The sequence below is a fragment of the Novosphingobium tardum genome, from assembly GCF_042652045.1.
Taxonomy (GTDB): domain Bacteria; phylum Pseudomonadota; class Alphaproteobacteria; order Sphingomonadales; family Sphingomonadaceae; genus Novosphingobium; species Novosphingobium tardum.
This window is the reverse complement of sequence record NZ_JBHSDR010000004.1, coordinates 253,964-277,013: the sequence shown is the minus strand read 5'-3', so window position 1 is coordinate 277,013 and position 23,050 is coordinate 253,964. Positions and strand designations below refer to the sequence as shown.

The following is a 23,050-nucleotide window of genomic DNA, read 5'->3' as shown; positions in this document are numbered from 1 at the left end:
GGATTTGTAGTTCAGGCGTAGCTTTCCTCGACAGCGGCATAGATCATGGTCTTGAGCTGGCGCCGGATCGGGTAAGCGGAAGAGGGGTATAGCTGGGTCATGAAAACCATCGTGATCTTCTCGACCGGGTCGACAAAGAAGGCGGTCGAATAGGCGCCGCCCCAGTAGAATTCGCCCTTGCTGGCGGGCATCAGCGTTTTCGCCGGATCGATCACAGTCGCGAAACCGAGGCCGAAACCCACTCCGGCGTTCTGACTCTCCGAAAACAGGCTTTGAGATAGCTGGGTAAGATCCTGTCCCCCCGGCAGGTGGTTGGCGGTCATCAACGCAAGAGTCTTCGGGCTGACGATCCTTGCCCCGTCGAGGACGCCGCCGTTCAGAAGCATCGTGGCGAAGCGGTGATAGTCGGCGATGGTGCTGATCAGGCCGCCGCCCCCGCTGTCGAACTTGCCCGGGCCGTTGAGCCGCGATTCCGCGCCCAGGTCGACCAGATCGGGCTTAGCGCCCGGCTTGTAGCCATAGGAATCGACGAGCCTGTCGGACTGACCTTCGGCCACTCCGAACGCGGTGTCGTTCATGCCGAGCGGCGCAAAGATGTGTTCCTTGAAGTAGTCGCCGAGGCGCATTCCCGAAAGCCGCTCGACAACCACCCCGAGGACGTCGGTTGACACGGAATAGTTCCAGCGCTCACCCGGCGAGAATTCGAGCGGAAGCTGCGCCAGGCGAGCAATGTAGGCATCGCTGTCCAGATGATGGCGCGCAACGTCGAGGCTGCTGTCCCGATAGGCCGCGTCGACGTTGGTGCGGTTCTGCAGGCCGTACGTCAGGCCGGACATGTGGGTCATCAAATCGACCATGCGCATCGGTTCGGCGCGCTTGCCCGGCATGAACGGTACGCTGCCGCCGCCGCCCGCGAAGAGCGACAGGTTCTTGAGCTCAGGCAGGACTCTTGCCACCGGGTCTTCCAGCGCAATCTTGCACTCCTCGACAAGCTGCATGAACGCGATCGAGGTGACGGGCTTGGTCATCGAAGCGATGCGGAACAGTGCGTCGTCGCGCAGCGGCGTGCCATCGGCACGAAGCGTTCCCTGGGCGAAATAATGAACCGGCTCGCCGTTGCGGGCGACGACAAGCTGGGCGTTGGGAAGCTTGCCGTTGTCGATGTACTTCCCCTTTACGAAGGCGTCGATGCGCGCCAGTCGTTCGGCCGACATCCCCTGCCGGCCCGGGTCGAAAGTCTGCATTGAATTGGCTCCTCAGCTCAGCGTGCCGCCGTCGACGACAAGTGTCTGCCCGTTGGTATAGCTGCCCGCCCTGCTGGCGAAATAGACTGCCGCGCCGGCCAGCTCCACGGGCATGCCGATCCGGCGCATGGGGTGACTCGAATTGAACCGCGCCTCGCTTTCGGGATTGTCCCATAGGGCCTTGGCGAAGTCGGTCTTGATGAGGCCGGGAGCGATGGCGTTGACACGGATGTTGTGCTGGCCCACTTCGACGGCGAGATTGCGCACCAGTTGAAGGTCGGCCGCCTTGGATATGGAATAGGCGCCGAGAGTAGCCGAGCCGCGCAACCCGCCGATCGAACTGACCACAATGATCGCCCCATCTCGGCGTTCGATCATCCCGGGCAGCACCAGCTGGATGAGCCAGTGGTTCGACAGCACGTTGTTGTCGAGAACCTTGCGGAATTGCTCATCGCTGATTCCGCTCATCGGTCCGAAGTAGGGATTGGATGCGGCGTTGCAGACGAGGACATCGATCCTGCCGAGCCGCGCCAGCGCTTGAGCGACCAGTTCCTCGAGTGCCGGCTTTGATGAAATGCTTGCGGCAATCGCAATCGCAGTTCCGTCGCCACGTGCGCTGTTGATCGCAGCGGCCACCTCCTCACACTTGCCCTGATTGCGGCTGGAGATGACGACCCTGGCTCCTTGCGCCGCCATGGCTTCGGCGATGGCGCGGCCGATTCCGCGCGAACTGCCGGTGATCAGCGCCACTTTGCCGGACATGTCGAACAGCGATTGCGGTTCTGCAGCGCTCATCCTCAATTCCCATACCCATGGTTCTGAAACCGGCGCACAGGCCGGGTCGCAACTTGTGCCGTTGCCCGAATCGCTTTAGCAACAGCGACAACAAGAAAACAAACCCGATTTAGGAGAAGAAGCTTGAACGACACGTCGGTGCGCGTTGGCGACACGTCCGTCGAAGAGGCGTGGAACCCTCCGCCAAACTGGCCGGCGATGTCCAATGAAGCGATCCGAGATCTGCTGTGCGCCCCCGGCGAACGCTTCGAAATGGAAACCGTCGTGATCGACGGAGTGCCCACGCGGACGTGGAAACACGCACCGCCTTCGCTGCGCGCCCTGGCCGAGATCGCGCGCGGGCATGGCGAGCGGCTGGTCACCATCTACGAGGACGAGCGCGTCAGCTACGAAGCCTGGTACCGCGCGGTCGCAAGGCTAGCCCAGGAGTTCAGGGATCGTGGAATTAAAAAGGGCGACCGCATCGCGCTGGCGATGCGCAACCTGCCCGAATGGCCCGTGGCATTTTTCGCCGCGACCGCGATCGGCGCCATCTGCGTGCCGCTCAATGCATGGTGGACCGGCTTGGAACTGACGTTCGGTCTGGCCAATTCGGGATGCCGCATCCTGGTGTGTGACGAGGAACGTCTCGACCGGGTGCTGCCTCACTTGCCGGAATTGCCGGCGCTCGAATCCATCATGGTGACCCGGGCGGGGGCGCTCCTTCCCCCGGCGGAGCATCTGGAAGCGGTCATCGGCAAACCCGGCGACTGGGCGCCCCTGCCGGACAGCGCGATCCCGGATGTGCAGATAGAACCCGACGATCCGGCGACGATCTTCTACACCAGCGGCACGACCGGCCAGCCGAAGGGTGCGCTGGGTTCGCACCGAAACCTGACCACGAACATCTTCTCCTCGGCCTGGTCGGCGGTCCGCGCGGTCCTGCGCCGCGGCGATCCGCTGCCCGAGCCGGCGTTCAAGACCACCCTGCTGGTGATCCCGCTGTTTCACGTAACCGCATGCTCGGCGGGATTGATGGGCGCGCTGTTTGCGGGCCATACCGCCGTCTACATGCGCAAGTGGGACGTCGTGAAGGCGTTCGAGATCATCGAGCGCGAGAAGGTTAGTTCGACGGGTGGCGTGCCGACCATCGCCTGGCAGATGATCGAGCATCCCGATCGCGAGAAATACGATCTCTCCAGCCTCGAGGCGATAGCCTATGGCGGCGCGCCGTCTGCGCCCGAACTGGTGCGCAAGATTCGCGAAGTGTTCGGCGCGCTGCCCGGAAACGGCTGGGGCATGACCGAGACGATGGCCACCGTCACCACCCATTCGAGCGAGGACTATCTCAACCGGCCGACGAGCGCCGGGCCTCCGGTCCCGGTGGCCGACCTCAAGATCATGAACGAGGATGGCACGCGCGAGCTGCCGGTCGGCGAGGTCGGGGAATTGTGGGCGCGGGGCCCGATGGTCGTGAAGGGGTACTGGAACAGGCCAGATGCTACCGCCGAAACTTTTGTGGACGGCTGGGTGCGCACAGGCGACCTCGCGCGGCTCGACGAGGAAGGCTTCTGTTTCATCGTCGACCGGGCGAAGGACATCATCATCCGCGGCGGCGAGAACATCTACTCGTCCGAGGTTGAAAACGTGCTCTATGACCATCCGGCGGTCACCGATGCGGCGTTGATAGGCATACCGCACCTTCAACTGGGAGAGGAGCCGGCGGCAGTCGTCCATCTTGCCCCGGGTGCCCAGGCCACCGAACGCGAATTGCAGGACCTCGTGCGCTCCAGGCTCGCCGGCTTCAAGGTGCCGGTGCGGATCGTGTTCAGCAAGGAAACGCTGCCGCGCAACGCCAACGGCAAGATCCTGAAGCGCGAGCTCAAGGCGTTGTTCCTTCCCGAACAGACGGCGTCCGCTTGACTCACTCCGAGGCCCGCGAAGGCGTGGGGTCGCCGGCGGCGGATACCCCGCGCTTCGAGCAGAAGCGCCAGGCGATCGTTCACGCTGCCTCGGCCCTGATCAACGAGAATGGCGTGAAGGGCATGACCTTTGGCGAGGTCGCCCAACGCGTCGGTCTCAATACGACGAGCGTCACTTACTATTTTCGCCGCAAGGAAGACCTGATCGTCGCTGCTTACGACGCGACACTCGATCTTCTGCGCGAAATGGCGCTCGTCGCCGCAGCTCAGCCCGATCCGCGCGCGCGCGTCCGTCATTGGCTGGCTGGTCACGTCGAACTGCGCGCCATGATCCGGCGCGGAGAGCACCCCCGCACGATCGCCTTGTCCGAGATACGGGCGCTGGCGGACGAGGCGCAGAAGCCGCTCCTCTCGCATTACCGCACCACGCTGGAAGTGATCGCAGGCTTTTTCGCCGCACCGGCAAGGCCACGCTCGCGCGCGCTCAGCATCGCGCGGGCGCATATCCTGCTTGAAGCCGTGTTCTGGCTGCCGGCTTGGTCGGTGCAATATTCCCTCGACGAATTCGGCAGGCTGACCGAGCGGCTGTTCGAGGTCTTCGCGGAAGGCCTGGCAACGGACGAAGCGGGCTGGCCCTCGGTTCCGCTGCCACAGCGCGAGACCTGGCGGTCCGAGGAGGCGGAACAACCGGGCACCGAGCGCGCGTTCCTTCGCGCGGCGACGGTCCTGATCAACCAGCGTGGAATGCGCGGTGCGTCGGTCACCCGGATAGCCGCCGAACTCGACCTCACGAAGGGCAGCTTCTATCATCACCACGAAGCGAAAGACGATCTGGTTCTCGCCTGTTTCGATCACAGTCACGACCGGGTAGCGGCTGCACTGAATGCCGCCGAAACGCTTCCCGAGACCTACGCCGTGCGGCTGGCCAGCGTCCTCGCCGAACTTGTGGACGTGCAATTGTTCGATGCGACGCCGTTGCTGCGAACGACCGCGCTGCAGGCCATTCCAGCCGAGTTGCGGCTGGATGTTGTGGCGCGGTCCGACCGGCTCGCGCGGCGCTTTGCTGGCGTGCTGATCGACGGCATCGCACAAGGATCGATCCGGGCTATCGATCCGTTGATCGCCAGCCAGGTCATCATGTCGACCCTGAATTCGGCGTTCGAGATGCGCCCGTGGAACCGCCGTTTCACCGAGCCCCAGGCAGCGGTCGAGACTTACCTGTGGACGCTGGCCCACGGCTTGTTCAGCGAGCCGGACTGACCCGGAAAGTCAGTGCTGATCGACCGTCCGAGGTTCGCGAATTCGGGTCATGGTCACCAGTGCGGCGACGGCGAGCGCGATGAACGTGATCACGATCAGCGGCGTATAGCCGAACAGACCCACCAACGCGCCGGCAACCAGCGGGCCGATGGCAGCAACCGCCCCTTCGACCGTGGTCGCGAACGCGAGGCGCATCGGGATATCCTCGTGCGCTCCGAATTCGAGGACCATGGTGGCCGACGCCATCATCCATCCTGACGAACCGACGCCCATCATCGCGAACGCGCCGTAGAGCGGAAATGCGGTGGTCCCGGTCACGAGAAGGATCAGGCCGGCCAGCGTCGCGCCGAGCGAAAGCAAATAGACGATCCGGAAGCCGTAGCGGTCCCCGATCGCGCCCCAGGCGAGGTTGGAGACGGTATCCGCGCCGAGAAACGCTAGACTGAGGCCGCCGATCAGCGCTCCGTTGAGGCCGAGGCGGTCGCCCACGAAGATCGTCCAGAAAGGCAGTCCGACGCGAGCCGCCGTGGCGAAGCCCTGCGCAGTGAGGAAATGACGAAAGTCCGGGTTGTGCAGTAACTTGGGCAGCTCAGCGATACGCTCGCGCCAGGGCAGAGGAGAGCGCCTCGCAGGGGCCTCTGGCTCCCGTATCAAGAGTTGGAGAGCGAAAAGTCCTATGCTGGTGAGAACGAACGCCAGAAGAAAGGTCGTCGCATAGCCGTTGCCGAACCAGGACTGCTCGATCATCACGTGCCCGGCGAACCAGGCCAGCACAGCGGCGATCAGGCCGCCGACCACGTTGCGATAGCCTTGCAGCCTCCCGCGCCTGCGTATGGGAATGACCTTGGCCATCAGCATCTGGAAGGCGACCCGCTGCGCGCCCGAGAAGAACCCGAGCAGCAGAAACAGCACGAAGGTTACGCCCAGAAGTTGGTTGCCGGTCAGGAACCATCCGGCCAGCGCAAGACCCAGCAGCATGACGCGCATCATCGAGCCGACACGCACGGCGTAAGGCAGGATGAAGCGGCGGGTCTCCACACGCGTGCCGCTCGCGATCGGGGAAATCGTCCCGCCAAGCTGAAGCAGGGCGGTACCGAGGCCAACGGCCGAAGCGCTGCCTGTCAGCAGGTGGATATAGGCGGGAATGATTGTCGGTGCGTAGATCAGTCGAAAGCCGGTCATCCCGAAGATGCCGTGGATCAGGTTGGCGCTGAAGTTTCGCCGCATGTTCGCGTCGACGAAACGCGCATGCCGCTCCATCGCGCCTTCGCCGGCGACGCTTTCGGCCAGATCGGCTTCACTTGCCGGGGCCGACGGATCGAGTGCCCCGGACAAGTCCCTAGTAGCTGCTGAGCTTTGCGAACCGATCCCGCAGGAACGCGCTTGAACCCCAAGATGCTTCCAGCACGCGCGCGCGCTTCAGGTAGAAGCCCATGTCGTATTCGTCGGTCATGCCGATCCCGCCATGTAGCTGGATGCCCTCGCGGCTCATCAGGTGGAGCACGTCATTGGCCTTGGCCTTGGCGATGCACGCGGCCTTCGGCACGTTGAAATCGGCGTCGAGCGCTTCGAGCCCGCCTTCGACGGCGGAGCGCATCTGCTCGATCTCGGAAAACAGATCGGCCATGCGGTGTTGAAGCGCCTGGAACGTCGCGAGCACCTGGTTGAACTGGACGCGCTGCTTCAGGTACGCGAGTGTCACGTCGAACACCTGACTGGCCATCCCCAACATTTCGGCCGATGTCAGGATGCGCGCGCGATCGAGGACCTTATCCGTGAGATCGTCGCCGCCGCCGGCGAGTTTTTCCGCCGCGGCATTGGAAAAGGTGACGTCGGCATGATTGCGCCGGTCGATCAGCGAGCGCTGTGACAGGGATACGCCATCGCCGCTCTCGACGAGGTATAGCCCGTCGCTTGCCGACACGACGAAAAGGCCCGCGTTATGAGCTTCCGCCACGAATGACTTCGTTCCGGAAATGCCACTGGCGCCGGACGACACCTTCGCCGCGTTGCCGGCGTGTCGCGGACCTTCGTCGATAGCCAGCGTGCCGACAAGCTCGCCGCTCGCAAGGCGTGGAAGGTATTTACCCTTCTGTTCGTCGCTGCCGCCCAGAACGATCGCGCTTGCCGCAAGGGTGGAGGCGACAAGCGGGCTGGCGGTGAGCGTCTTGCCCATTTCCTCGACCACCAGGCCGGCGGAAAGCCAGCCGAAGTCGGACCCGCCGTGCGCTTCGGGGATGACGATCCCAGTCCAGCCCATCTCGCGGACCGCGTTCCATGCGGCTTCGTCCACAGCCTCGCGGGTTTCGGCATTGCGGACCTTGCGCCAGTTGCCCACCGGACTTTCGTTGGTAGCCCACTCGCGCGCCATGTCGCGCAGCATGGCCTGTTCGTCGTTGAGGATTGCCATATCGCGTCGCGCCTTACTGGTGATCGAGCATGCCAAGAATGTTCTTGGCGACGATGTTGTTCTGGATTTCGGTCGAACCGCCGTAGATCGTCGTAGCCTTGCCGAAGAGCCAGGTGCGGACGCCGGTAAGCTCCTCTTCGGTAAAGCCTTCGCCCTCCCAGCCGAGGCCCTGGCGACCCATGATCTCTATCGCCAGTTCGGCGCCTTCCTGACCCAGCTTGGTGCCGGCTTTCTTGAGGATCGAACTGATCGTCGAGACGCCGCCGCCCTTGCCTTCGACCGCGGCTCGCCTTGCGGTAAGCAGGAAAGCCGCCCAGTCGATCTCGAACTTGGCAATGCGTGCGCGCAGATCGGTGTCCTCAAGCTGGCCGTCGGCGCCGGTCCCCCGGTACTTCTTGGCCAGCGCCGAAAGCGACTGCGCGTTCGCGGCAGCCAGCGCGCCGCCGCCCGAAAGGTTCGTGCGCTCGTGCTGGAGAAGACGCTTGCCGATGGTCCAGCCCTGGCCTTCCTCGCCGACGAGGTTCTCCTTGGGCACCTTCACATTGGTGAAAAAGGTCTCGCAGAAGGGCGATACGCCCGAGATCATCTGGATCGGCTTCACCTCGACACCCGGGCTGTCCATGTCGATCAGCATGAAGCTGATGCCGCCCTGCTTCTTGGTCCGGTCGGTACGCACCAGCGCAAAGCACTTGTCCGCCCACTGGCCGCCGCTGGTCCAGGTCTTCTGTCCGTTGACCAGGTAGTGATCGCCCTTGTCTTCGCCGAAGGTCTGGAGACTTGCGAGGTCGGACCCGGCATTGGGCTCGGAGTAACCCTGGCACCAGCGTATCTCGCCGCGAGTAATGGGCGGGATGTGCTCGCGCTTCTGAGCCTCGCTGCCGTATTCGAGCAGGGTCGGGCCGAACATCATCACGCCCATGCCGCCGATTGGATTGTAGGCCCCTGCGCGGGCGAGTTCCGCCTCGATCACCCTGGCCTGGTCGCGGGACAGCCCGCCGCCGCCGTATTCCTTGGGCCAGGTCGGCGTACCCCACCCGCGCTCGCCCATCGCCTCGCGCCAGCGGGTCATCGCTGGCGTCTCGACCGGCGCGCCCTCGACCGACGAGAAGGTCATGCTTCGGTTCTTGAGTTCTTCGGGAAAGTTCGCGGCAATCCACGCGCGCACTTCGTCGCGGAAGGCGTCGAGATCGTCTCGGGCCGGGGCCTCGGCAGCGGTGGCCATCGTCATTCTCCTGAAGGGGGCATCACTCTCATGCGGTCCGTTGGCGGACACTGCAACTCACCATACCCGACATTGGAACGCGGGCAAGGGGCACCGTGGTGGATCAGGGCGCGAAGCGCAAAAGACCTTCCTGCACGGCGGAAGCGACAAGCGTTCCGTCGCGGCGATAGATCGATCCGCGGTTGAGCCCGCGCGACCCGCCCGACCAGTCGGTATCCATCATATAGAGAAGCCACTCATCGGCCCGGAAATCGGCGTGAAACCACATCGCGTGGTCAAGGCTCGTCGAAAACAGGCCGGGGGTAGCCCAGTCGAGTCCATGGGGAAGCATGCAGGTCGACAGCAGACCCATGTCGGACGCGAAGCCGAGGGCAGCGCGGTGCATCAACGGATCGTCGGGCATGGGCGCAACCGCTCGCATCCATTGGTAATGGCGGGTTGCACGCTCCTGCGGCCGCGGACGCACGCCGCGCATTTCGAAGGGCCGCGGTCGGGCAAGATTCTCAATCGCCCGTTCGGGAAGATCGGGGATGTTGGCCACAAGCTCTTCGGCTGACCAGACCTCTTCCGGGCCGAGCACGTCGGGCATGGCGAGCTGATGGGAAAGGCCTTCAGCCGGCGCCATGAAGGAAGCTGTCAGGTTAAAGATCACCTTGTCCTGCTGGCGGACGATAACTCGCCGGTTCGATAGACTGCGCCCGTCGAAATCCAGGCGAACGGTAAAATCGGTCGGCAGGCCTTCGTCCCCGGCGCGAAGGAAATATGCATGAAGCGAATGGATCTGCTTGGGTGCAGGCACCGTCCGTGCGGCGGCGACCATCGCCTGGGCGATCACCTGGCCCCCGAACAGGCGATCGCGCGTGACGCGGGGCAGCGGAGGAAAGGTGAAGGTGTGCTCTTCCTCGCCGGGCTTGAGGTCGAACAGCCGCAGAAGGTTCCGTATGAGCTTTTCGGGCGGCACCGATGACCGTCCCGCGCGGACGCGCTCGATCCGCGAGGCAACGTCGTCGTTGGCCGGCTCAGTCGTCATGATGTTCGCCCCTTTCCGGTCGACTTGCTGACAATTGCCAAACCCGGTGTTCGAATCGCGCTAGAGCAAGCCGACCGTAATGACAATCGAACGCCGCCGGCCTTCCCTGCAGCCAGCGTTAAGCTGCGAGGACTTGAGCGATATCCTCGCGCGATGCCGTGCAGTCGACGCCGCACCTTTCGAGCCAGGCGTCGTCGTAATAGGTTTGAGCGTAGCGGTCGCCGCGATCGCACAGCAGCGTCACGACCGACCCCTTTTGCCCGCTGGCCGCCATCTCCCGAATGATCTGGGCGCATGCCCACAGGTTCGTACCCGTCGAACCGCCAACCTGGCGTCCGAGCCGCGCGGCCAGCGCATGCATCGCGCCGATACTGTCGCAGTCTTCCACCGCGATCATCCGGTCGATCACCCCGGGCATGAAACTGGCCTCCAGCCGTGCCCTGCCGATCCCTTCGATCCGCGACCCGCAACCTTCCGGCAGCGCTGTAACCGACCGATCGGCATAGTGCCGGTGGAACACGGAATCGACGGGATCGGCAACACACAGCATCGTCGGGTGGCGCTGATAGCGGATGAACCGGCCGATCGTCGCCGACGTGCCTCCGGTCCCTGCTCCGCACACGACCCAGGAGGGGACGGGATGCTCTTCGTCTCCCATCTGGGTGAAGATGCTTTCCGCTATGTTGTTGTTGCCGCGCCAGTCGGTCGCGCGTTCGGCAAAGGTGAACTGATCGAGGAAGTGCCCCCCGGTCTCGTCGGCGAGGCGGTGCGAGACTTCGGTCACGCTGCGGGGGTCGTCCACGGTGTGGATCTCTCCGCCATGAAAGCGGATCGCCTCGAGCTTTGGCGCGGCGGTCGACGAGGGCACGACCGCGATGAAGCGCAGGCCCAGCATTCGCGCAAAATAAGCTTCGGACACTGCGGTCGAGCCGGAAGACGCCTCGATCACGGTCGTCGCTGGTCCGATCCATTGGTTGCAGAGCGCATAGAGGAACAGGGACCGCGCAAGGCGATGCTTTAGGCTGCCGGTTGGGTGCGAGCTTTCGTCCTTGAGATATAGAACGATGCCGGGATAGCGAGGCAGGTCGAGGCGTATGAGGTGGGTGTCCGCCGACCGTTGATAGTCGGCCTCGATCCGCCGGACCGCTTCCGCGAGCCACGCCCGATCTGCCGAAGGCGCTGTCGCCATGCCCTGTTTCCTCGCTTGCCGGTGCCTTGTCTGCATCCTGACCATGCGATAGGCCACCCCGCGCGGCTGCGAAAGATGCGTCGCCGCGCAAATCCGGAGCACTCCATGAAGACCCGCGCAGCCGTAGCATTCGAGGCCAAGCAGCCGCTCGAGATCGTGGAGCTCGACCTGGAGGGTCCCCGGCACGGCGAAGTGCTGGTCGAGATCATGGCGACCGGGATCTGCCACACCGACGCCTATACGCTCGACGGGCTGGACAGTGAGGGCCTGTTCCCCAGCGTGCTCGGCCACGAAGGCGCAGGGATTGTGCGCGAGGTGGGGGCAGGGGTGACCTCGGTCAAACCCGGCGACCACGTGATCCCGCTCTACACGCCGGAATGCCGCCAATGTAAATCCTGCCTTTCGGGCAAAACCAACCTGTGCACGGCGATCCGCGCGACGCAGGGCAAGGGCCTGATGCCGGACGGCACCAGCCGCTTTTCGTACAAGGGGCGGATGATCCATCACTACATGGGCTGTTCCACCTTTTCAAACTTCACCGTGCTGCCCGAGATCGCGGTCGCCAAGATCCGCGAAGATGCGCCGTTCAAGACGAGCTGTTACATCGGCTGCGGTGTGACCACCGGGGTCGGAGCGGTGGTCAATACCGCCAAGGTCCAGGTGGGCGACAACGTGGTGGTATTCGGGCTCGGCGGGATCGGGCTCAACGTGATCCAGGGCGCGCGCCTGGCCGGTGCGGGGCAGATCGTCGGGGTCGACATCAACCCTGAGCGCGAGGCATGGGGCCGCCAGTTCGGTATGACCGACTTTCTCAACACGAAGGGCATGAGCCGGGATGAGACCGTGGCGGCGATCGTCGCGCTGACCGACGGCGGGGCCGACTACACGTTCGACGCCACCGGCAACACCGAGGTCATGCGCACCGCGCTCGAGGCTTGCCACCGCGGCTGGGGCACCTCGATCATCATCGGCGTCGCCGAGGCGGGCAAGGAGATCGCCACCCGCCCGTTCCAGCTCGTGACGGGCCGAAACTGGCGCGGCACCGCGTTCGGCGGGGCCAAGGGCCGAACCGACGTGCCGAAGATCGTCGACTGGTACATGGACGGCAAGATCGCCATCGATCCGATGATCACGCACGTCCTCACACTCGAAGAGATCAACAAGGGTTTCGACCTGATGCACGCGGGCGACAGTATCCGCAGCGTCGTCCTGTTCTGATCGCGCGCGAGAGAAGGCCTGCGATGGCGCGAAGCTCGACCAAGTTGCGCGTGTGAGCGCCAGCGGCTTCTACGATATCGCCGTCATAGGCGGCGGTGTGAACGGGGCCGGTATCGCGCGCGACGCCGCGGGACGCGGAGCGCGGGTGTTGCTGCTCGAGGCGGGGGATCTTGCCCAGGGCACCTCGTCTGCCTCGACGAAGCTGATCCACGGTGGCCTTCGCTACCTCGAGCACTACGAGTTCGGGCTGGTGCGTGAATCCTTGTCGGAGCGCGAGGCCCTGTGGCGCATCGCTCCCCATATCATCTGGCCGATGCGCTTCGTCCTGCCTCACGTGAAAGGTTTGCGGCCACGCTGGTTGCTGCGCCTGGGACTGTTCCTCTACGACCACATCGGCGGCCGGCGACTGCTGCCGCCGACCACGTCGATCGATTTGACCAAACACCCCGCAGGAAAGCCGCTGAAGTCGCAATATCGCAGGGGCTTCGAATATAGCGACGGCTGGGTCGACGATGCCCGTCTGGTGGTGCTGAATGCTCGCGACGCTGCAAATCGCGGCGCGGATGTAGTGACCCGGACTCCGCTGCTCCGCGCCCAGCGCGCCAGCACTGGCTGGACGCTGAAGACGCCGAGGGGAGAGTTTACGGCTGGTGCGCTGGTCAACGCCGCCGGGCCTTCGGTCCTTTCGGTAAGCGCGCTGACGGGCGACGCTCCGCCGCTCGGGATGAGGCTGGTTCGCGGATCGCACATCGTGGTGCCACGGCTCTTCGATCACCCGTTCGCCTACTTCTTCCAGCTCGCCGACGGCCGCATCTTCTTCGCCATCCCTTACGAGCGGGACTTCACCCTGATTGGCACCACAGATCGCGATCACCATGAAGGGCTCGATCACATCCGGGCGAGCGAGGAAGAGATCGCCTACCTGTGCGAGGGCGCCAACACCTACTTCACCCGCCAGGTATCCCCCGCCGACGTAGTCTGGACCTATTCCGGCGTAAGGCCGCTGATCGACGACGGGTCGGGAAAACCCGAGGCCGCGACCCGCGGCTACCGGCTCGACTTGTCCGAGCTTGGCGAGGGCGCTCCGCTGCTCTCCGTATTCGGCGGCAAGATCACCACTTATCGCCACCTCGCGCAGGAGGCGGTCGACCTGCTGGCCGAGCGCGTTTCCGCGCTAGCTGGCCCCGCCTGGACAGCGCGTGAGCCATTGCCCGGCGGCGATTTCCCGCTGGATGGCGCGGCCGCGCTGGCTGCGTCCTATCGTACCGCACATCCCTTTCTGAGCGCCGCCGATGCGGACAGGATCGTCAAGGCCTATGGCACCCTCGCGCGGGAGTGGCTGGTCGCGGCGACGGAACGCGCCGCTCTGGGCGGGGATTTCGGCCACGGGCTAAGCCAGGCCGAAGTCGACTATCTCGTCCGGCGGGAGTGGGCGCAAACTGCCGAAGACATCCTCTGGCGCAGGACCAAGCTCGGCCTGCGCCTCGATCCGGCACAGGTCGCGCGGCTGGCCGATTATCTGTCCATGATGGGGCCAGCGCCCACTGCTGGCGGCTCGTACCAGATCGGCGAAGTGTAGGCGCGTTCCTGCTGTTTGACCCGGACTTCGGGCGGCAGTTTCAGGTGATAGCGCAGCGCGTCGTAAGCGGGCCAACTCGGTGTCGGGATCTCTATCACCCGAAGGTAGTAGAACGCGCGCTGGCGCGGATCGAACGCGGGGTCCCTCCAGACCGCGGAAAGCACCGGGGCGCCGATGGTGTTGGTGTATGTCGCCCGTGCCACGTTCACCGTGTCGCCAACGGGGGGCACCTTTCCGCCGACCATCTTGCGCTGCTGCGGGTTGCTCCATGCCGCGTCGAACACCTCCTCGTGCAGCGCGCCCGCGCTATCGATCCACCCTTTGACCACCTGCACCCGATCGAGGTTCGCGCCGATGGGGTCCTTCACCGCAGAGATCATCAACGTGGGTCGCTTGCCAGACACGACCGCGGGCTTGAGGACCGCTCCCATCGGTACGCCACGCGCATATCCGGTGCGCACCCAGCTGCTGTTCAGGTCGCTTGAGCCGAAGTCCCAGCCACCGAAGACGCGCACAGTCATTCGGGGCCCCGTGGTGGCGTAGACCTCGCGCCGCATCATCGCGTCGAACAGCGCGCCGCGGGTATTGGCGGTCGCCCAGACCGCCGCGTATCCGCCCGCAAGGTAGTGCCAGCCAAACCGCCCTGCCGCAGTCCCCAGATTCTGCGATTCCATGACCCGGTCGGGGCCCGGCTCCTGGCCGGTATGCTTGCCGAAGAAATTGTCCTCGTCCGCCGTGGCGAGAGCCGTGTGGCTGTCGGTCGATCCGATCACGCCAAGGCGGTAAGGATTCACGCCGGTTCGCGCCTCGATCGCAAGGCCGCGCTTCAACGCCTCGCGGACATACTCTCCCGCGAACATGTCCGGCGTCTTCCGCCGAGTCAGCGGAAGGTTGCCCAGGTCCCACCCCTCGACGCCGAAGCCAGCGAACTCGTCGTTCGGCGAGAGAAAGGGGTGGGCCTCGCTATCGCCCTTGATCTGCGTAATCTCGACCAGCGGCTCATGGGCCCCGCGCCGACGAGCGTATTCGGCGCTCATCGGGCCGCCGCCCGGCTGGGTGAGCTCGAACATCAGGCCGTTCGACACATTCGAGTTGTGCGGGATCGCGAGAACCTTGCCGCCGGTCTTCTTCTCGTACGCGTCCATGTAATCCCACAACGGATCCGGGATGTTGCCGGTGATCGCGCCAAGGGGAAGGATCTGATCGACCTTCGACTTGCCGTCGCGGAAGACCACGACCCGATGCAGATTGTTGCCGTCGGGCATCAGCGTGTATTCGAAGCCCATGAAGGCCGTGAACTTGCCCGGCTGGTTGTAGCGCTCGACCGTGCGGGTCTGATTGGTCCAGACTGTCGTTGTTCGCTTGCGGCCGGCGACCGGGTCCATCATCGCCGCGGGCAGAGTGCGGTTCGCCGCGGCGGTGATCAGCTCGGCGGTAACGCGTTGGGTTCCCTCCGGTCCCTCGTGCATCATGTCGTGCCAGCGCAACAGTTGCGGATCGCGGATCATGAACCGGGGAGCGTCGTACAGGGCCTTCGTCGCTCCCAAGCCGTCGGAATGGTCGGCGATGACGAGGAAGTCGAGCGGACGGGCCAGCTTGACCTTCAGCCCCATGGTCGATGTTACCTCGTCGCCGCGGGCAAAGCGCAGCGCGTCTTCCGGGCCAAGCCTCACCCCGAAGCCGAATGCATCGACCGAATTGGCCGTGTGGAGGTGGGTGTCGCCCCAATACACCCGCTCGGGAAGTGGTGCCTGGGCAATGTCCGCGCCGTCGCGCTCGACGACTTCGGCGCCGGTTACGTCGCAGCCTGCGACCATCAGGCCAAGCAACACGAAGCTGCTCGCGCACGCGATTTTGCGCATCCGTGGATTTTCCCCCAAGACCCTGGAGTTGAAAGTGGACCGCTCTGCGCTAGCGGTCCAGTCCGATCTTTTCGGCCAGCCACGCGGCTGTCTGGTCGGGGGAGCGCTTGCCCTTGTCGCGGTCGACCTGGTAGTTGGCCTCCCGCATCGCGGCCACCGGAATTTTGCCGGCAAGTTCACTGATCGCCTGGCGGCAACGCACAGCGGCGGCACAGCGCGACGAAGCGAGCAGCAGCGCGTCGTAATTCGGGATCGCGTGAGCCGGGTCCTGAAGCACGACGAGACGATCCGCCGCGATCCTTCCGTCCGACGAGAACGCCGTTATCGCATCGACGGTGCCGCTTGCGAGCGCCTGGTACATGAAGGTCGGGCTATAAGATTTTGTCGCGCCGAAGCGGAAGGGATAGGCCTTTCTGACCGCTGCCCACTCGGGCCGCTGTAGGAACTCCAGGTCGGTGCCGAGTGTGAGGGCAGGCGAGCGCCGGGCGAGATCCGCCAGCGAGACGATCCCCTTGGCTCGCGCATCGTCGGCCCGCATTGCGAAGGCATAGGCATTCTCAAAGCCCAGCGTGCCGAGGAGCCGGGCGCCGCCGGGACGAGCGAGCCACCTTCCGATCGCCGCGCGCATTGCCGTTGGGGGAGGGTTGTCCGTCCGCTTCATCTCGGCGGTCCAGATTGTGCCGGCATAGTCGACATAGACGTCGATATCCCCGGCCTCGAGCGCGCGGAACACGACCGCCGAGCCCAGTCCCTCGCGGTAGCGCACATCGTATCCGGCCTTCTCAAGCTGAGTTCCGATCAGCCGGGCAAGAATGTATTGCTCGGAGAAGTTCTTCGCACCGACAGTGATCGTTTGGCGCTGTGCAGAGCCGCCGGGGACGAGCGCAGCTGCCAAGCCCAGTGCGAGCAGGGCGAGCCCCGCGTAAGTCAGGGCGGGGCGGCGGCGCGCCATGCCGCGCTCGACGAGGGCGAGAAGCCCATCAACGACAAGCGCGAGCCCCGCAGCGGCGATGCATCCGGCCAGGACGAGAACCCAGTTTTGCGTCTGCAATCCGGCAAAGATGGGATCGCCCAGGCTGGTCTGGCCCACCGTCGTCGCCAGCGTGGCCGCGCCGATGGTCCACACCGCGGCGGTGCGGATACCCGCCATCACGTAAGGCGCGACGAGCGGGGCCTCGACCAGCCGGAGTTTCTGGCCGGCTGTCATTCCGACCGCGTCGGCTGCCTGGCGGACCCCGGGGTCGAGTTCGGCCAGCCCGGTCACGCCGTTTCGAAGGATTGGGAGCACGGCATAGAGCGCCAGCGCGAGGAGCGCGGGCAGAAAGCCTAGCGCCGGAATCCCGCCCCCGACCAGGGCCGACAGTGACAGGAGGATGGGGTAGAACAGCGCGAGGAGCGCTAGCGCGGGGATGGTTTGGACGAGGCTTGCAATGCCGAGCGCGGCGCGAGCGACGTGCGCATTGCGCGACGACCACAGCGTCAGCGGCAGGGCGATCGCGATGCCAAGTAGCAGCGCTGCGGCGGACAGGGCGATGTGGGCCGAGAATTGGCTGCCCATCTGGCCGAGCTGCGCCCCGATCCCGCCGATCATCGGGCAAGATCCGCCAAGCGGCGTGCCTGGTTGCGCGGGACGGCGACAAGAGCCTCGGCCGCCGGGCCTGCGCGCCCGGCGGCAAGCTCGCGCGGCGCAGCGTCGGCAACGATCCGGCCATGGTCCATGACCAGAACCCGGTCGGCCAGCAGCAGCGCTTCGGCCATGTCGTGAGTCACCAGGATCGTGGTGAGGCCCAGCCGATCGTGGATCGCGCGAACTCGCCGGGCCAACGCGTCGCGCGTTATGGGGTCCAGTGCACCGAACGGTTCGTCCAGCAGCAAGACCTGCGGGCGTTCGGCAAGCGCCCTGGCAACGCCCACCCGCTGCTGCTGGCCGCCCGACAACGCGTCAGGCATGCGCTTGGCGAAATCTGCCGGAAGATCGACGAGTTCGAGCTGCCCGGCGATCTCGTTCTCGGGCATCCTCTCGCCCCTGATCCGCCGCCCGATCGCGATGTTCTCGCCCACGGTCATGTGCGGAAAAAGGCCGACCGACTGGAATACGTAGCCGATACCGCGCCGCAATTCCGATGCCGGAATATCGTCCACTGCGATGCCGCCGATGCTAACACTGCCCGAGCGGATGGCTCCTGCGGCTTCATCGAGGCGGTTGATCGAGCGGAGCAGGGTCGACTTGCCCGAGCCCGACGCACCGACGAGCGCGACGAACGATCCTCCGGCAATCGTCAGGTCGAGCGGTTCGACCGCGACGGTCTCGCCGAACCGCCGGCCCAGGCCGACGAAGCGGATTTCCGGCCCGGTGGGCTTCACATCGCTGAGATGCCGCCGTCGAGCTTTAGCTCGGCGCCGGTCATGAAGCGGCTTTCGTCGGAGGCGAGGTAAAGCACGCCGTTGGCCACGTCATTCGGCTCACCCACCCGCTTGAGCGGAATCTGCCGGGCCAGCTTGTCCATGATGACCGACTTCTCGCGCCCGGAACTGGCGACCATCCCATCAAGGATCGGGGTGTCGATGAAGGTCGGGTGGATGGTGTTGCTGCGAATGTCCCAGCCCATCTTCGCGCAGTAGAGCGCGACCGATTTCGACAGCATCCAGACCGCAGCCTTCGATGCATTATACCCCGGCATCGTGTCCGATGCGATCAGGCCTGCGATCGAGGAAATGTTGATGATCGAACCGGGCTGGTGGTCCTTCATCACCTTCAGCGCGGTCTGGCAGCCGAGGAACACCGAATCGACGTTGACTGCGAATCCGCGCTTCCAGTCTTCCAGCGTGCAGGTCTCGATGTTCCCGCGCACGCCGATTCCGGCGTTGTTGAGCAGGACCGACAAGCCGCCCAGCGCATCGTGTGCGAGGTCCACTGCCGCGGCCCAGTCCTGAGGGCTGGTGACGTCGTGGCGGAGCGAAAAGGCCGTGCCGGCGCCGCACTGGGCATTGATCGCCTCGGCGGTGGAAGCGGCGCCCGCCTCGTTGATGTCGGTGGCAAGGACCCGGGCGCCTTCGCGCGCCAGCATCTTGGCGCTGGCCGCTCCCAGACCTTGGGCGGCGCCCGTAACCAGCGCCAGCTTGCCCGCAACCCGTCCTGCCATCGCTATACTCCCTCGATCATCCTTGCGCCGAGCAACAGCAGCAGCCGTACGTCGATCGCATCTCCTCTGGCGCGGCGATCGGCAATGAAGCCCTCGAGCACGTCCAGGGCTATGCGATGCACGGTGATGTCTTCTCCTGCAACCCCGCCGCCTGCCGAAACTCGCGTCAGGCCGGTGGCGCGGAGAAGGGTGAAGCTTTCGCTGACCATGCCTGGCGACGACCAGAACTCGCTTAGAGAAGTCACGGTCTCGGCGCGAAAGCCCGTCTCCTCCTCCAGTTCGCGTGCGCCGGCGACCTCGGGGTGCTCGCCGTCGTTGTGATCGTGGTCGCCGATGAGCCCGGCCGGCAGTTCGATGCAGTTGCGGCCAAGCGGGACGCGGTATTGTTCGACAAGGAGCACATGGCCATCGTCTATTGCGAGGATAACCGCAGCACGAATTCCGCGAGAGCGCGCGACGTATTCCCACTTGCCCCGGCGGCGGGCCGAAACGAACCGGCCCTCCCACATCACTTCCTCGGGCGAATTGCGGTCGTCCGCGCTCACACCTCGATCAGCCGGTCAGGCAGTTCGTTCACGTCGTTTTCGTGGCGAGGGAAGTGCTGCGCCAGGATCGCGCCAACCCGTTCGACCGCCGCGATCACGCCGTCGGCTACATTCCCGCGCCGCAGCTCGGCCAGCATCGCGGCCATCGCCTCGCCCCAAACCTCGGGCGCCACTTTCGACGCGATTGCCTCGTCGGCGACGATTTCGGCGCGATGCTCGCGCATCGAGAGGTAGATGAGGATGCCTGTGCGGCCATGTGTGCGCCGTTCGGCGCCCACCTTGAAGCAAGTTACCGCACGTCCGCGAACTCGCCCCGACTTCACCGGCGGAGGGACCAGAAAGAACTTCAGCGGTTGCCACAATTGAATCAAGAGAGTCCCCAGGAACTTGAGCATCGCGACGGTTGCGGCGAGGGCAAACACCTCGCGCGAGGTCCATTCGCTGGCCCAGGTGCCGGCGACCCGGTCAAACAGGCCCAGGTAAAATGCTGGAAACAGCGAGAGCACGACCAGTGCGGTGAAGGCGGCGAATGCCGCCCATGCCAGCGCCACGTCGGTGTAGCCGTCGGACCGGTCGGTCAGGATTGTGACGATTTCGCCGGCGCTCGCGCCTTCGGCAGAGGATACTGCGGCGCTGACCCGATCATGGTCGGCATCGGACAGCATGGCGGGGCTTGGGTGGCTCATCACCAGCCGCCCGAGGCGCCGCCGCCGTTGAAGCCGCCGCCGCCCCCGCCGAACCCGCCGAACCCGCCGCCGCCTCCACCGCCGAAGCCACCGAACCCGCCACCGCTGCTGCCATGCGACATGCCGCGCGCGATTTCGCTCGCTCCCCACAGCACGATGCCGGGGTTGATCCCGCCGCCGCGATAGGCGCGTCCGCGCCTGCCCCCGCCGAACATCGTCATGAACACCACGATCATCACGATCCAGAAAATGATCGAGCCGAAGCTTGCCCCGCCAGAATCGCCGGAACCTTCCTGTGCCCGAGCGGCAGCAGCCGCCTCTGCGACAGCCTGCGCATCGGCGGGATCGCGGTCGAGCTGAGCGGTGATCGCGTCGACGCCGGCGGAGATGCCGCCAGCGAAATCGCCCTGCTTGAAGCGGGGCGTGATGACGTCACGGATGATCCGTCCGGACAATGCGTCGGTAAACCGGGCCTGAACCCCTCGCGCCGTGGCGATGCGCAGTTTGCGCTCGTTCGGCGCGACGAGCAGAAGCACGCCGTTCTCGGTTTCCTTGCCGCCGATGCCCCACGCTTCGCTCAGCGCCTGGCCGTACATCTCGATTGGCTCGCCATCGAGCGACGATACCGTCGCCACGATGACAGCGCGGCCGGTCGTCTGGTTGTAGGCCCGGAGCCGGGCGTCGAGCGCCGCCTCGTCCGCGGCTGGGATAATGTCGGCCTGATCCAGCACCGGCCCTTCAGGACGCGGCGGGATCGCCGCCGGCGCTGCCGTGGCCCAGCACAGGGCCAGCAACAGCGCCAAGACGGCGCGCAAGGTGCGGTTGATCACCTGCGGATCAGTTGGTCGCGGTCTTGGGCGATGCGCTGGGCTGTGGGGCATTGTCGTTGACCGCAGGAGCGGCAGGCGCAGCGGCAGGAGTTCCGAAATCGACCGTCGGCGCGCTGGACGCACCGGCATCCGCCTGGAACGGAATCAACGGCTTGGCACCATAGATTACCTTGGCCGCGACGACCGCGGGGAAGGTGCGGATCGTGGTGTTATATTCCTGCACCGCCTGGTTGTAGCGGGTGCGGGCGACGTCGATTCGGTTCTCCGTCCCTTCGAGCTGGGTCATCAGGTCGGCGAAGCGTGCCTGGCTTTGCAGCGTGGGATAGTTCTCGACCACCGTGCGAAGTTGGCCGAGCGCTTGCGTGAGTTGGTTCTGCGCAGCCTGGAACTTCTGGAAGGTCGCAGGGTCGCTGAGATCGTCGGTGGTGATGTTGATTGCGGTGGCGTTGGCGCGGGCCTGCGTCACGTTCGTCAGAATCTGGGTTTCCGAAGCCGCGGCGCCCTTGGCGGTGGCGACGAGGTTGGGGATGAGCGCGGCACGGCGCTGGTAGGCGCTCTCGACATCTGCCCACTTGGCTTTGGCGTTTTCCTCAGCGGTAGGGACGGTGTTGATACCGCAACCGGCGAGCCCGGCGGCGGCCAGGGTCGCAAAGGCGAGACGTCCAAAACGGGCAAAAAGCGATGCGGCCATGGGTATCCTCGTATCGTTGTCCGGACAGGGGTCGCGTACCCCCGCGTGGGAGACGCTTGCCGGTGATCACCAATAGATAACGCGCGCACCAACGCGCGCAAGTGTATTGCTGTATTATGACGGCACTTACGAGGCGGCGCCGATTTGGCGACCGTGCCCGGCTGTGTCACAAGTCGTGCATTCGAAGCCTGTGGGAGGGACCGTTATGTTGTCTGAGTTCAAGACATTCATCGCACGCGGCAATGTCCTCGACCTTGCGGTCGGCGTGATCATCGGCGCTGCGTTCGGCAAGATCGTCACCTCGCTGACCGAAAGCATCATCATGCCGATCGTCGGCTGGCTGTTCGGCGGGTTCGATTTTTCCAACAAGTTCATCCAGCTCTCGCCTGCGCCCGCGGACTACAAGGGATCGCTGACCGATTATGCCGCGCTCAAGGCCGCGGGAGTGCCCATGATCGGGTACGGCGATTTCATCACCCAGCTCATAAATTTCCTGATCATCGCGTGGGTCATCTTCCTGATCGTGAAGGCCGCCAATCGCATGATGGCGCCGCCCGCCGAAGCACCCGCAGGACCGACCGAAACCGAACTGCTGGTGGAAATCCGGGACGAGTTGCGCCGACGGGCCTGAGCCGCGCGATCGACTTAAAGCGAGCGCCGCCAACAAAATCGCCGGCGTTCGCTTTTCATTCAGGTGAAAGCGCCTATATCGGTCGGGCCGGGTTCGTCCCGGCTATGAGGATAAATTGCGCCGTGCAATAGATGCAGCGGACCCGGGGGCAGTACCCGGCGGCTCCACCATGATCCGCGGTAAATCGCGGGTTCTGACGGGGCCGAACTAGGATCGACGTGTGTTGAAAAGCGGTGTTTTCTTCCGGGCTGAGTAACCCGTTAAAGGCTCAAAACCCACAAGTGCCAATGACAATGAAGCACTCGCTCTTGCTGCGTAACCTGATGGCCTAACGGCCTGATCTTACAAAGCTAAAGCGCGGTTGGACCGACCGGGCAACAGAACGGATTCCAGCGGCCCGGGGGGCGCCGGGCAACAGAAGCCCCCCACCGCGTCGAAGATCGGCGGCCTAGCCACATCTTACTTTCGGAGTTGGCGCCCTGCAGCGCCGTCAGGCTGCAGTATCGGCCGCGCGCTGCGCCTGTTCGAACTTCACGCAGTCGAGAATCTTTGCCCCGGCCATGAACACCGCACAGGTGCAGGCAAGGAACAGCAGCTTGCCGCCAAACCCCGGATACTGGGTGAGGTATACGCTGCCACGCTGCACCGCGCCCAGCGCAAGTGCATAGATGATCATGAAGGCTTCGAACCTCGTCTTGATCACGAACAGCCGGGCGACCTTGCTGAGCATCCCATTCCTTCTTTTCGGGGCGCGTAGTTCTTACCGTGTCGCAACGTCCGTGCCACTGGCCGGGTTCCGCGCGCTGCCCTGGTA

The 23,050-nt window shown here is 64.9% G+C and carries 21 protein-coding genes and 1 other RNA gene; 6 read left to right on the top strand and 16 right to left on the bottom strand.

Features of this window, described 5'->3' with window-relative positions; all coding sequences use genetic code 11:
- Positions 1 to 11: 11 nt before the first annotated feature.
- Both ACFO0A_RS07610 and ACFO0A_RS07605 read right to left on the bottom strand, forming a co-directional pair.
- The gene (locus ACFO0A_RS07610; protein WP_379538408.1) at positions 12 to 1,244 is read right to left on the bottom strand and encodes a serine hydrolase domain-containing protein; all 1,233 of its coding nucleotides are present in this window, start codon (positions 1,242 to 1,244) and stop codon (positions 12 to 14) included.
- Positions 1,245 to 1,256: 12 nt separating this feature from the next.
- A complete protein-coding gene (locus ACFO0A_RS07605; RefSeq protein ID WP_379538407.1) occupies positions 1,257 to 2,039 on the bottom strand; it encodes an SDR family NAD(P)-dependent oxidoreductase in 783 nt (260 codons plus the stop codon).
- A 198-nt stretch (positions 2,040 to 2,237) separates the two neighbouring features.
- Between ACFO0A_RS07605 and ACFO0A_RS07600 the strand changes: the two genes are divergently transcribed.
- Positions 2,238 to 3,941: a class I adenylate-forming enzyme family protein gene (locus ACFO0A_RS07600; protein WP_379538473.1), complete on the top strand. Its 1,704-nt coding sequence runs from the start codon at positions 2,238 to 2,240 to the stop codon at positions 3,939 to 3,941.
- Entirely contained in the window at positions 3,938 to 5,200 is a 1,263-nt protein-coding gene (locus ACFO0A_RS07595) for a TetR/AcrR family transcriptional regulator (protein WP_379538406.1), read from the top strand. The genes ACFO0A_RS07600 and ACFO0A_RS07595 overlap by 4 nt, the downstream gene beginning before the upstream one ends.
- Before the next feature lie 9 nt (positions 5,201 to 5,209).
- Here the strand turns inward: ACFO0A_RS07595 and ACFO0A_RS07590 are convergent, their stop codons facing one another.
- The 5 genes from ACFO0A_RS07590 to ACFO0A_RS07570 form a co-directional block, all read right to left on the bottom strand.
- Entirely contained in the window at positions 5,210 to 6,535 is a 1,326-nt protein-coding gene (locus ACFO0A_RS07590) for an MFS transporter (RefSeq protein WP_379538405.1), read from the bottom strand.
- 4 nt (positions 6,536 to 6,539) lie between these two features.
- On the bottom strand, positions 6,540 to 7,610 hold the full coding sequence (locus tag ACFO0A_RS07585; RefSeq protein WP_379538404.1) for an acyl-CoA dehydrogenase family protein: 1,071 nt from the start codon (positions 7,608 to 7,610) through the stop codon (positions 6,540 to 6,542).
- A 13-nt stretch (positions 7,611 to 7,623) separates the two neighbouring features.
- Positions 7,624 to 8,832 carry an acyl-CoA dehydrogenase family protein gene (locus tag ACFO0A_RS07580; RefSeq protein WP_379538403.1) on the bottom strand — a complete coding sequence of 403 codons (1,209 nt, stop codon included), beginning with the start codon at positions 8,830 to 8,832 and terminating at the stop codon, positions 7,624 to 7,626.
- Between the two features lie 103 nt (positions 8,833 to 8,935).
- Positions 8,936 to 9,862, bottom strand: coding sequence for an acyl-CoA thioesterase (locus tag ACFO0A_RS07575; protein ID WP_379538402.1), 927 nt, complete (start codon positions 9,860 to 9,862; stop codon positions 8,936 to 8,938).
- 118 nt (positions 9,863 to 9,980) lie between these two features.
- The gene (locus ACFO0A_RS07570; RefSeq protein WP_379538401.1) at positions 9,981 to 11,051 is read right to left on the bottom strand and encodes a PLP-dependent cysteine synthase family protein; all 1,071 of its coding nucleotides are present in this window, start codon (positions 11,049 to 11,051) and stop codon (positions 9,981 to 9,983) included.
- Between the two features lie 105 nt (positions 11,052 to 11,156).
- Between ACFO0A_RS07570 and ACFO0A_RS07565 the strand changes: the two genes are divergently transcribed.
- Entirely contained in the window at positions 11,157 to 12,269 is a 1,113-nt protein-coding gene (locus tag ACFO0A_RS07565; RefSeq protein ID WP_379538400.1) for an S-(hydroxymethyl)glutathione dehydrogenase/class III alcohol dehydrogenase, read from the top strand.
- 52 nt (positions 12,270 to 12,321) lie between these two features.
- Positions 12,322 to 13,848 (top strand): glycerol-3-phosphate dehydrogenase, encoded by a 1,527-nt coding sequence (gene glpD / locus ACFO0A_RS07560; protein ID WP_379538399.1) that lies wholly within the window; start codon positions 12,322 to 12,324, stop codon positions 13,846 to 13,848.
- Here the strand turns inward: glpD and ACFO0A_RS07555 are convergent.
- The 8 genes from ACFO0A_RS07555 to ACFO0A_RS07520 are packed head-to-tail and all read right to left on the bottom strand — an operon-like array spanning position 13,785 to position 21,605.
- Positions 13,785 to 15,710, bottom strand: a complete 1,926-nt coding sequence (locus tag ACFO0A_RS07555) for a DUF3604 domain-containing protein (protein ID WP_379538398.1) — start codon at positions 15,708 to 15,710, stop codon at positions 13,785 to 13,787. The genes glpD and ACFO0A_RS07555 overlap by 64 nt on opposite strands.
- Positions 15,711 to 15,759: 49 nt before the next feature.
- Complete coding sequence (locus ACFO0A_RS07550) at positions 15,760 to 17,301, bottom strand: ABC transporter permease/substrate-binding protein (protein ID WP_379538397.1); 1,542 nt, start codon at positions 17,299 to 17,301, stop codon at positions 15,760 to 15,762.
- Positions 17,298 to 18,074, bottom strand: coding sequence for an ATP-binding cassette domain-containing protein (locus tag ACFO0A_RS07545; protein ID WP_379538396.1), 777 nt, complete (start codon positions 18,072 to 18,074; stop codon positions 17,298 to 17,300). Before ACFO0A_RS07545 ends, ACFO0A_RS07550 begins: the two co-directional genes overlap by 4 nt.
- Complete coding sequence (locus ACFO0A_RS07540; protein WP_379538395.1) at positions 18,071 to 18,853, bottom strand: SDR family oxidoreductase; 783 nt, start codon at positions 18,851 to 18,853, stop codon at positions 18,071 to 18,073. Before ACFO0A_RS07540 ends, ACFO0A_RS07545 begins: the two co-directional genes overlap by 4 nt.
- A 2-nt stretch (positions 18,854 to 18,855) precedes the next feature.
- Positions 18,856 to 19,398: an NUDIX hydrolase gene (locus ACFO0A_RS07535; RefSeq protein ID WP_379538394.1), complete on the bottom strand. Its 543-nt coding sequence runs from the start codon at positions 19,396 to 19,398 to the stop codon at positions 18,856 to 18,858.
- A complete protein-coding gene (locus tag ACFO0A_RS07530) occupies positions 19,395 to 20,084 on the bottom strand; it encodes a TPM domain-containing protein (RefSeq protein ID WP_379538393.1) in 690 nt (229 codons plus the stop codon). The genes ACFO0A_RS07535 and ACFO0A_RS07530 overlap by 4 nt, the downstream gene beginning before the upstream one ends.
- Positions 20,084 to 20,914 carry a TPM domain-containing protein gene (locus ACFO0A_RS07525; protein WP_379538392.1) on the bottom strand — a complete coding sequence of 277 codons (831 nt, stop codon included), beginning with the start codon at positions 20,912 to 20,914 and terminating at the stop codon, positions 20,084 to 20,086. The genes ACFO0A_RS07530 and ACFO0A_RS07525 overlap by 1 nt, the downstream gene beginning before the upstream one ends.
- 7 nt (positions 20,915 to 20,921) lie before the next feature.
- Positions 20,922 to 21,605 (bottom strand): LemA family protein, encoded by a 684-nt coding sequence (locus ACFO0A_RS07520; protein WP_379538391.1) that lies wholly within the window; start codon positions 21,603 to 21,605, stop codon positions 20,922 to 20,924.
- Positions 21,606 to 21,810: 205 nt separating this feature from the next.
- Here ACFO0A_RS07520 and mscL point away from each other — a divergent pair, with 205 nt between their 5' ends.
- Together mscL and ssrA are read left to right on the top strand one after the other, a co-directional pair.
- On the top strand, positions 21,811 to 22,236 hold the full coding sequence (gene mscL / locus ACFO0A_RS07515; protein ID WP_379538390.1) for a large conductance mechanosensitive channel protein MscL: 426 nt from the start codon (positions 21,811 to 21,813) through the stop codon (positions 22,234 to 22,236).
- A gap of 48 nt (positions 22,237 to 22,284) precedes the next feature.
- Positions 22,285 to 22,628: a transfer-messenger RNA gene (ssrA, locus tag ACFO0A_RS07510) on the top strand.
- 98 nt (positions 22,629 to 22,726) lie between these two features.
- Here the strand turns inward: ssrA and ACFO0A_RS07505 are convergent.
- Entirely contained in the window at positions 22,727 to 22,966 is a 240-nt protein-coding gene (locus ACFO0A_RS07505) for a hypothetical protein (RefSeq protein WP_379538389.1), read from the bottom strand.
- Between the last annotated feature and the right edge of the window lie 84 nt (positions 22,967 to 23,050).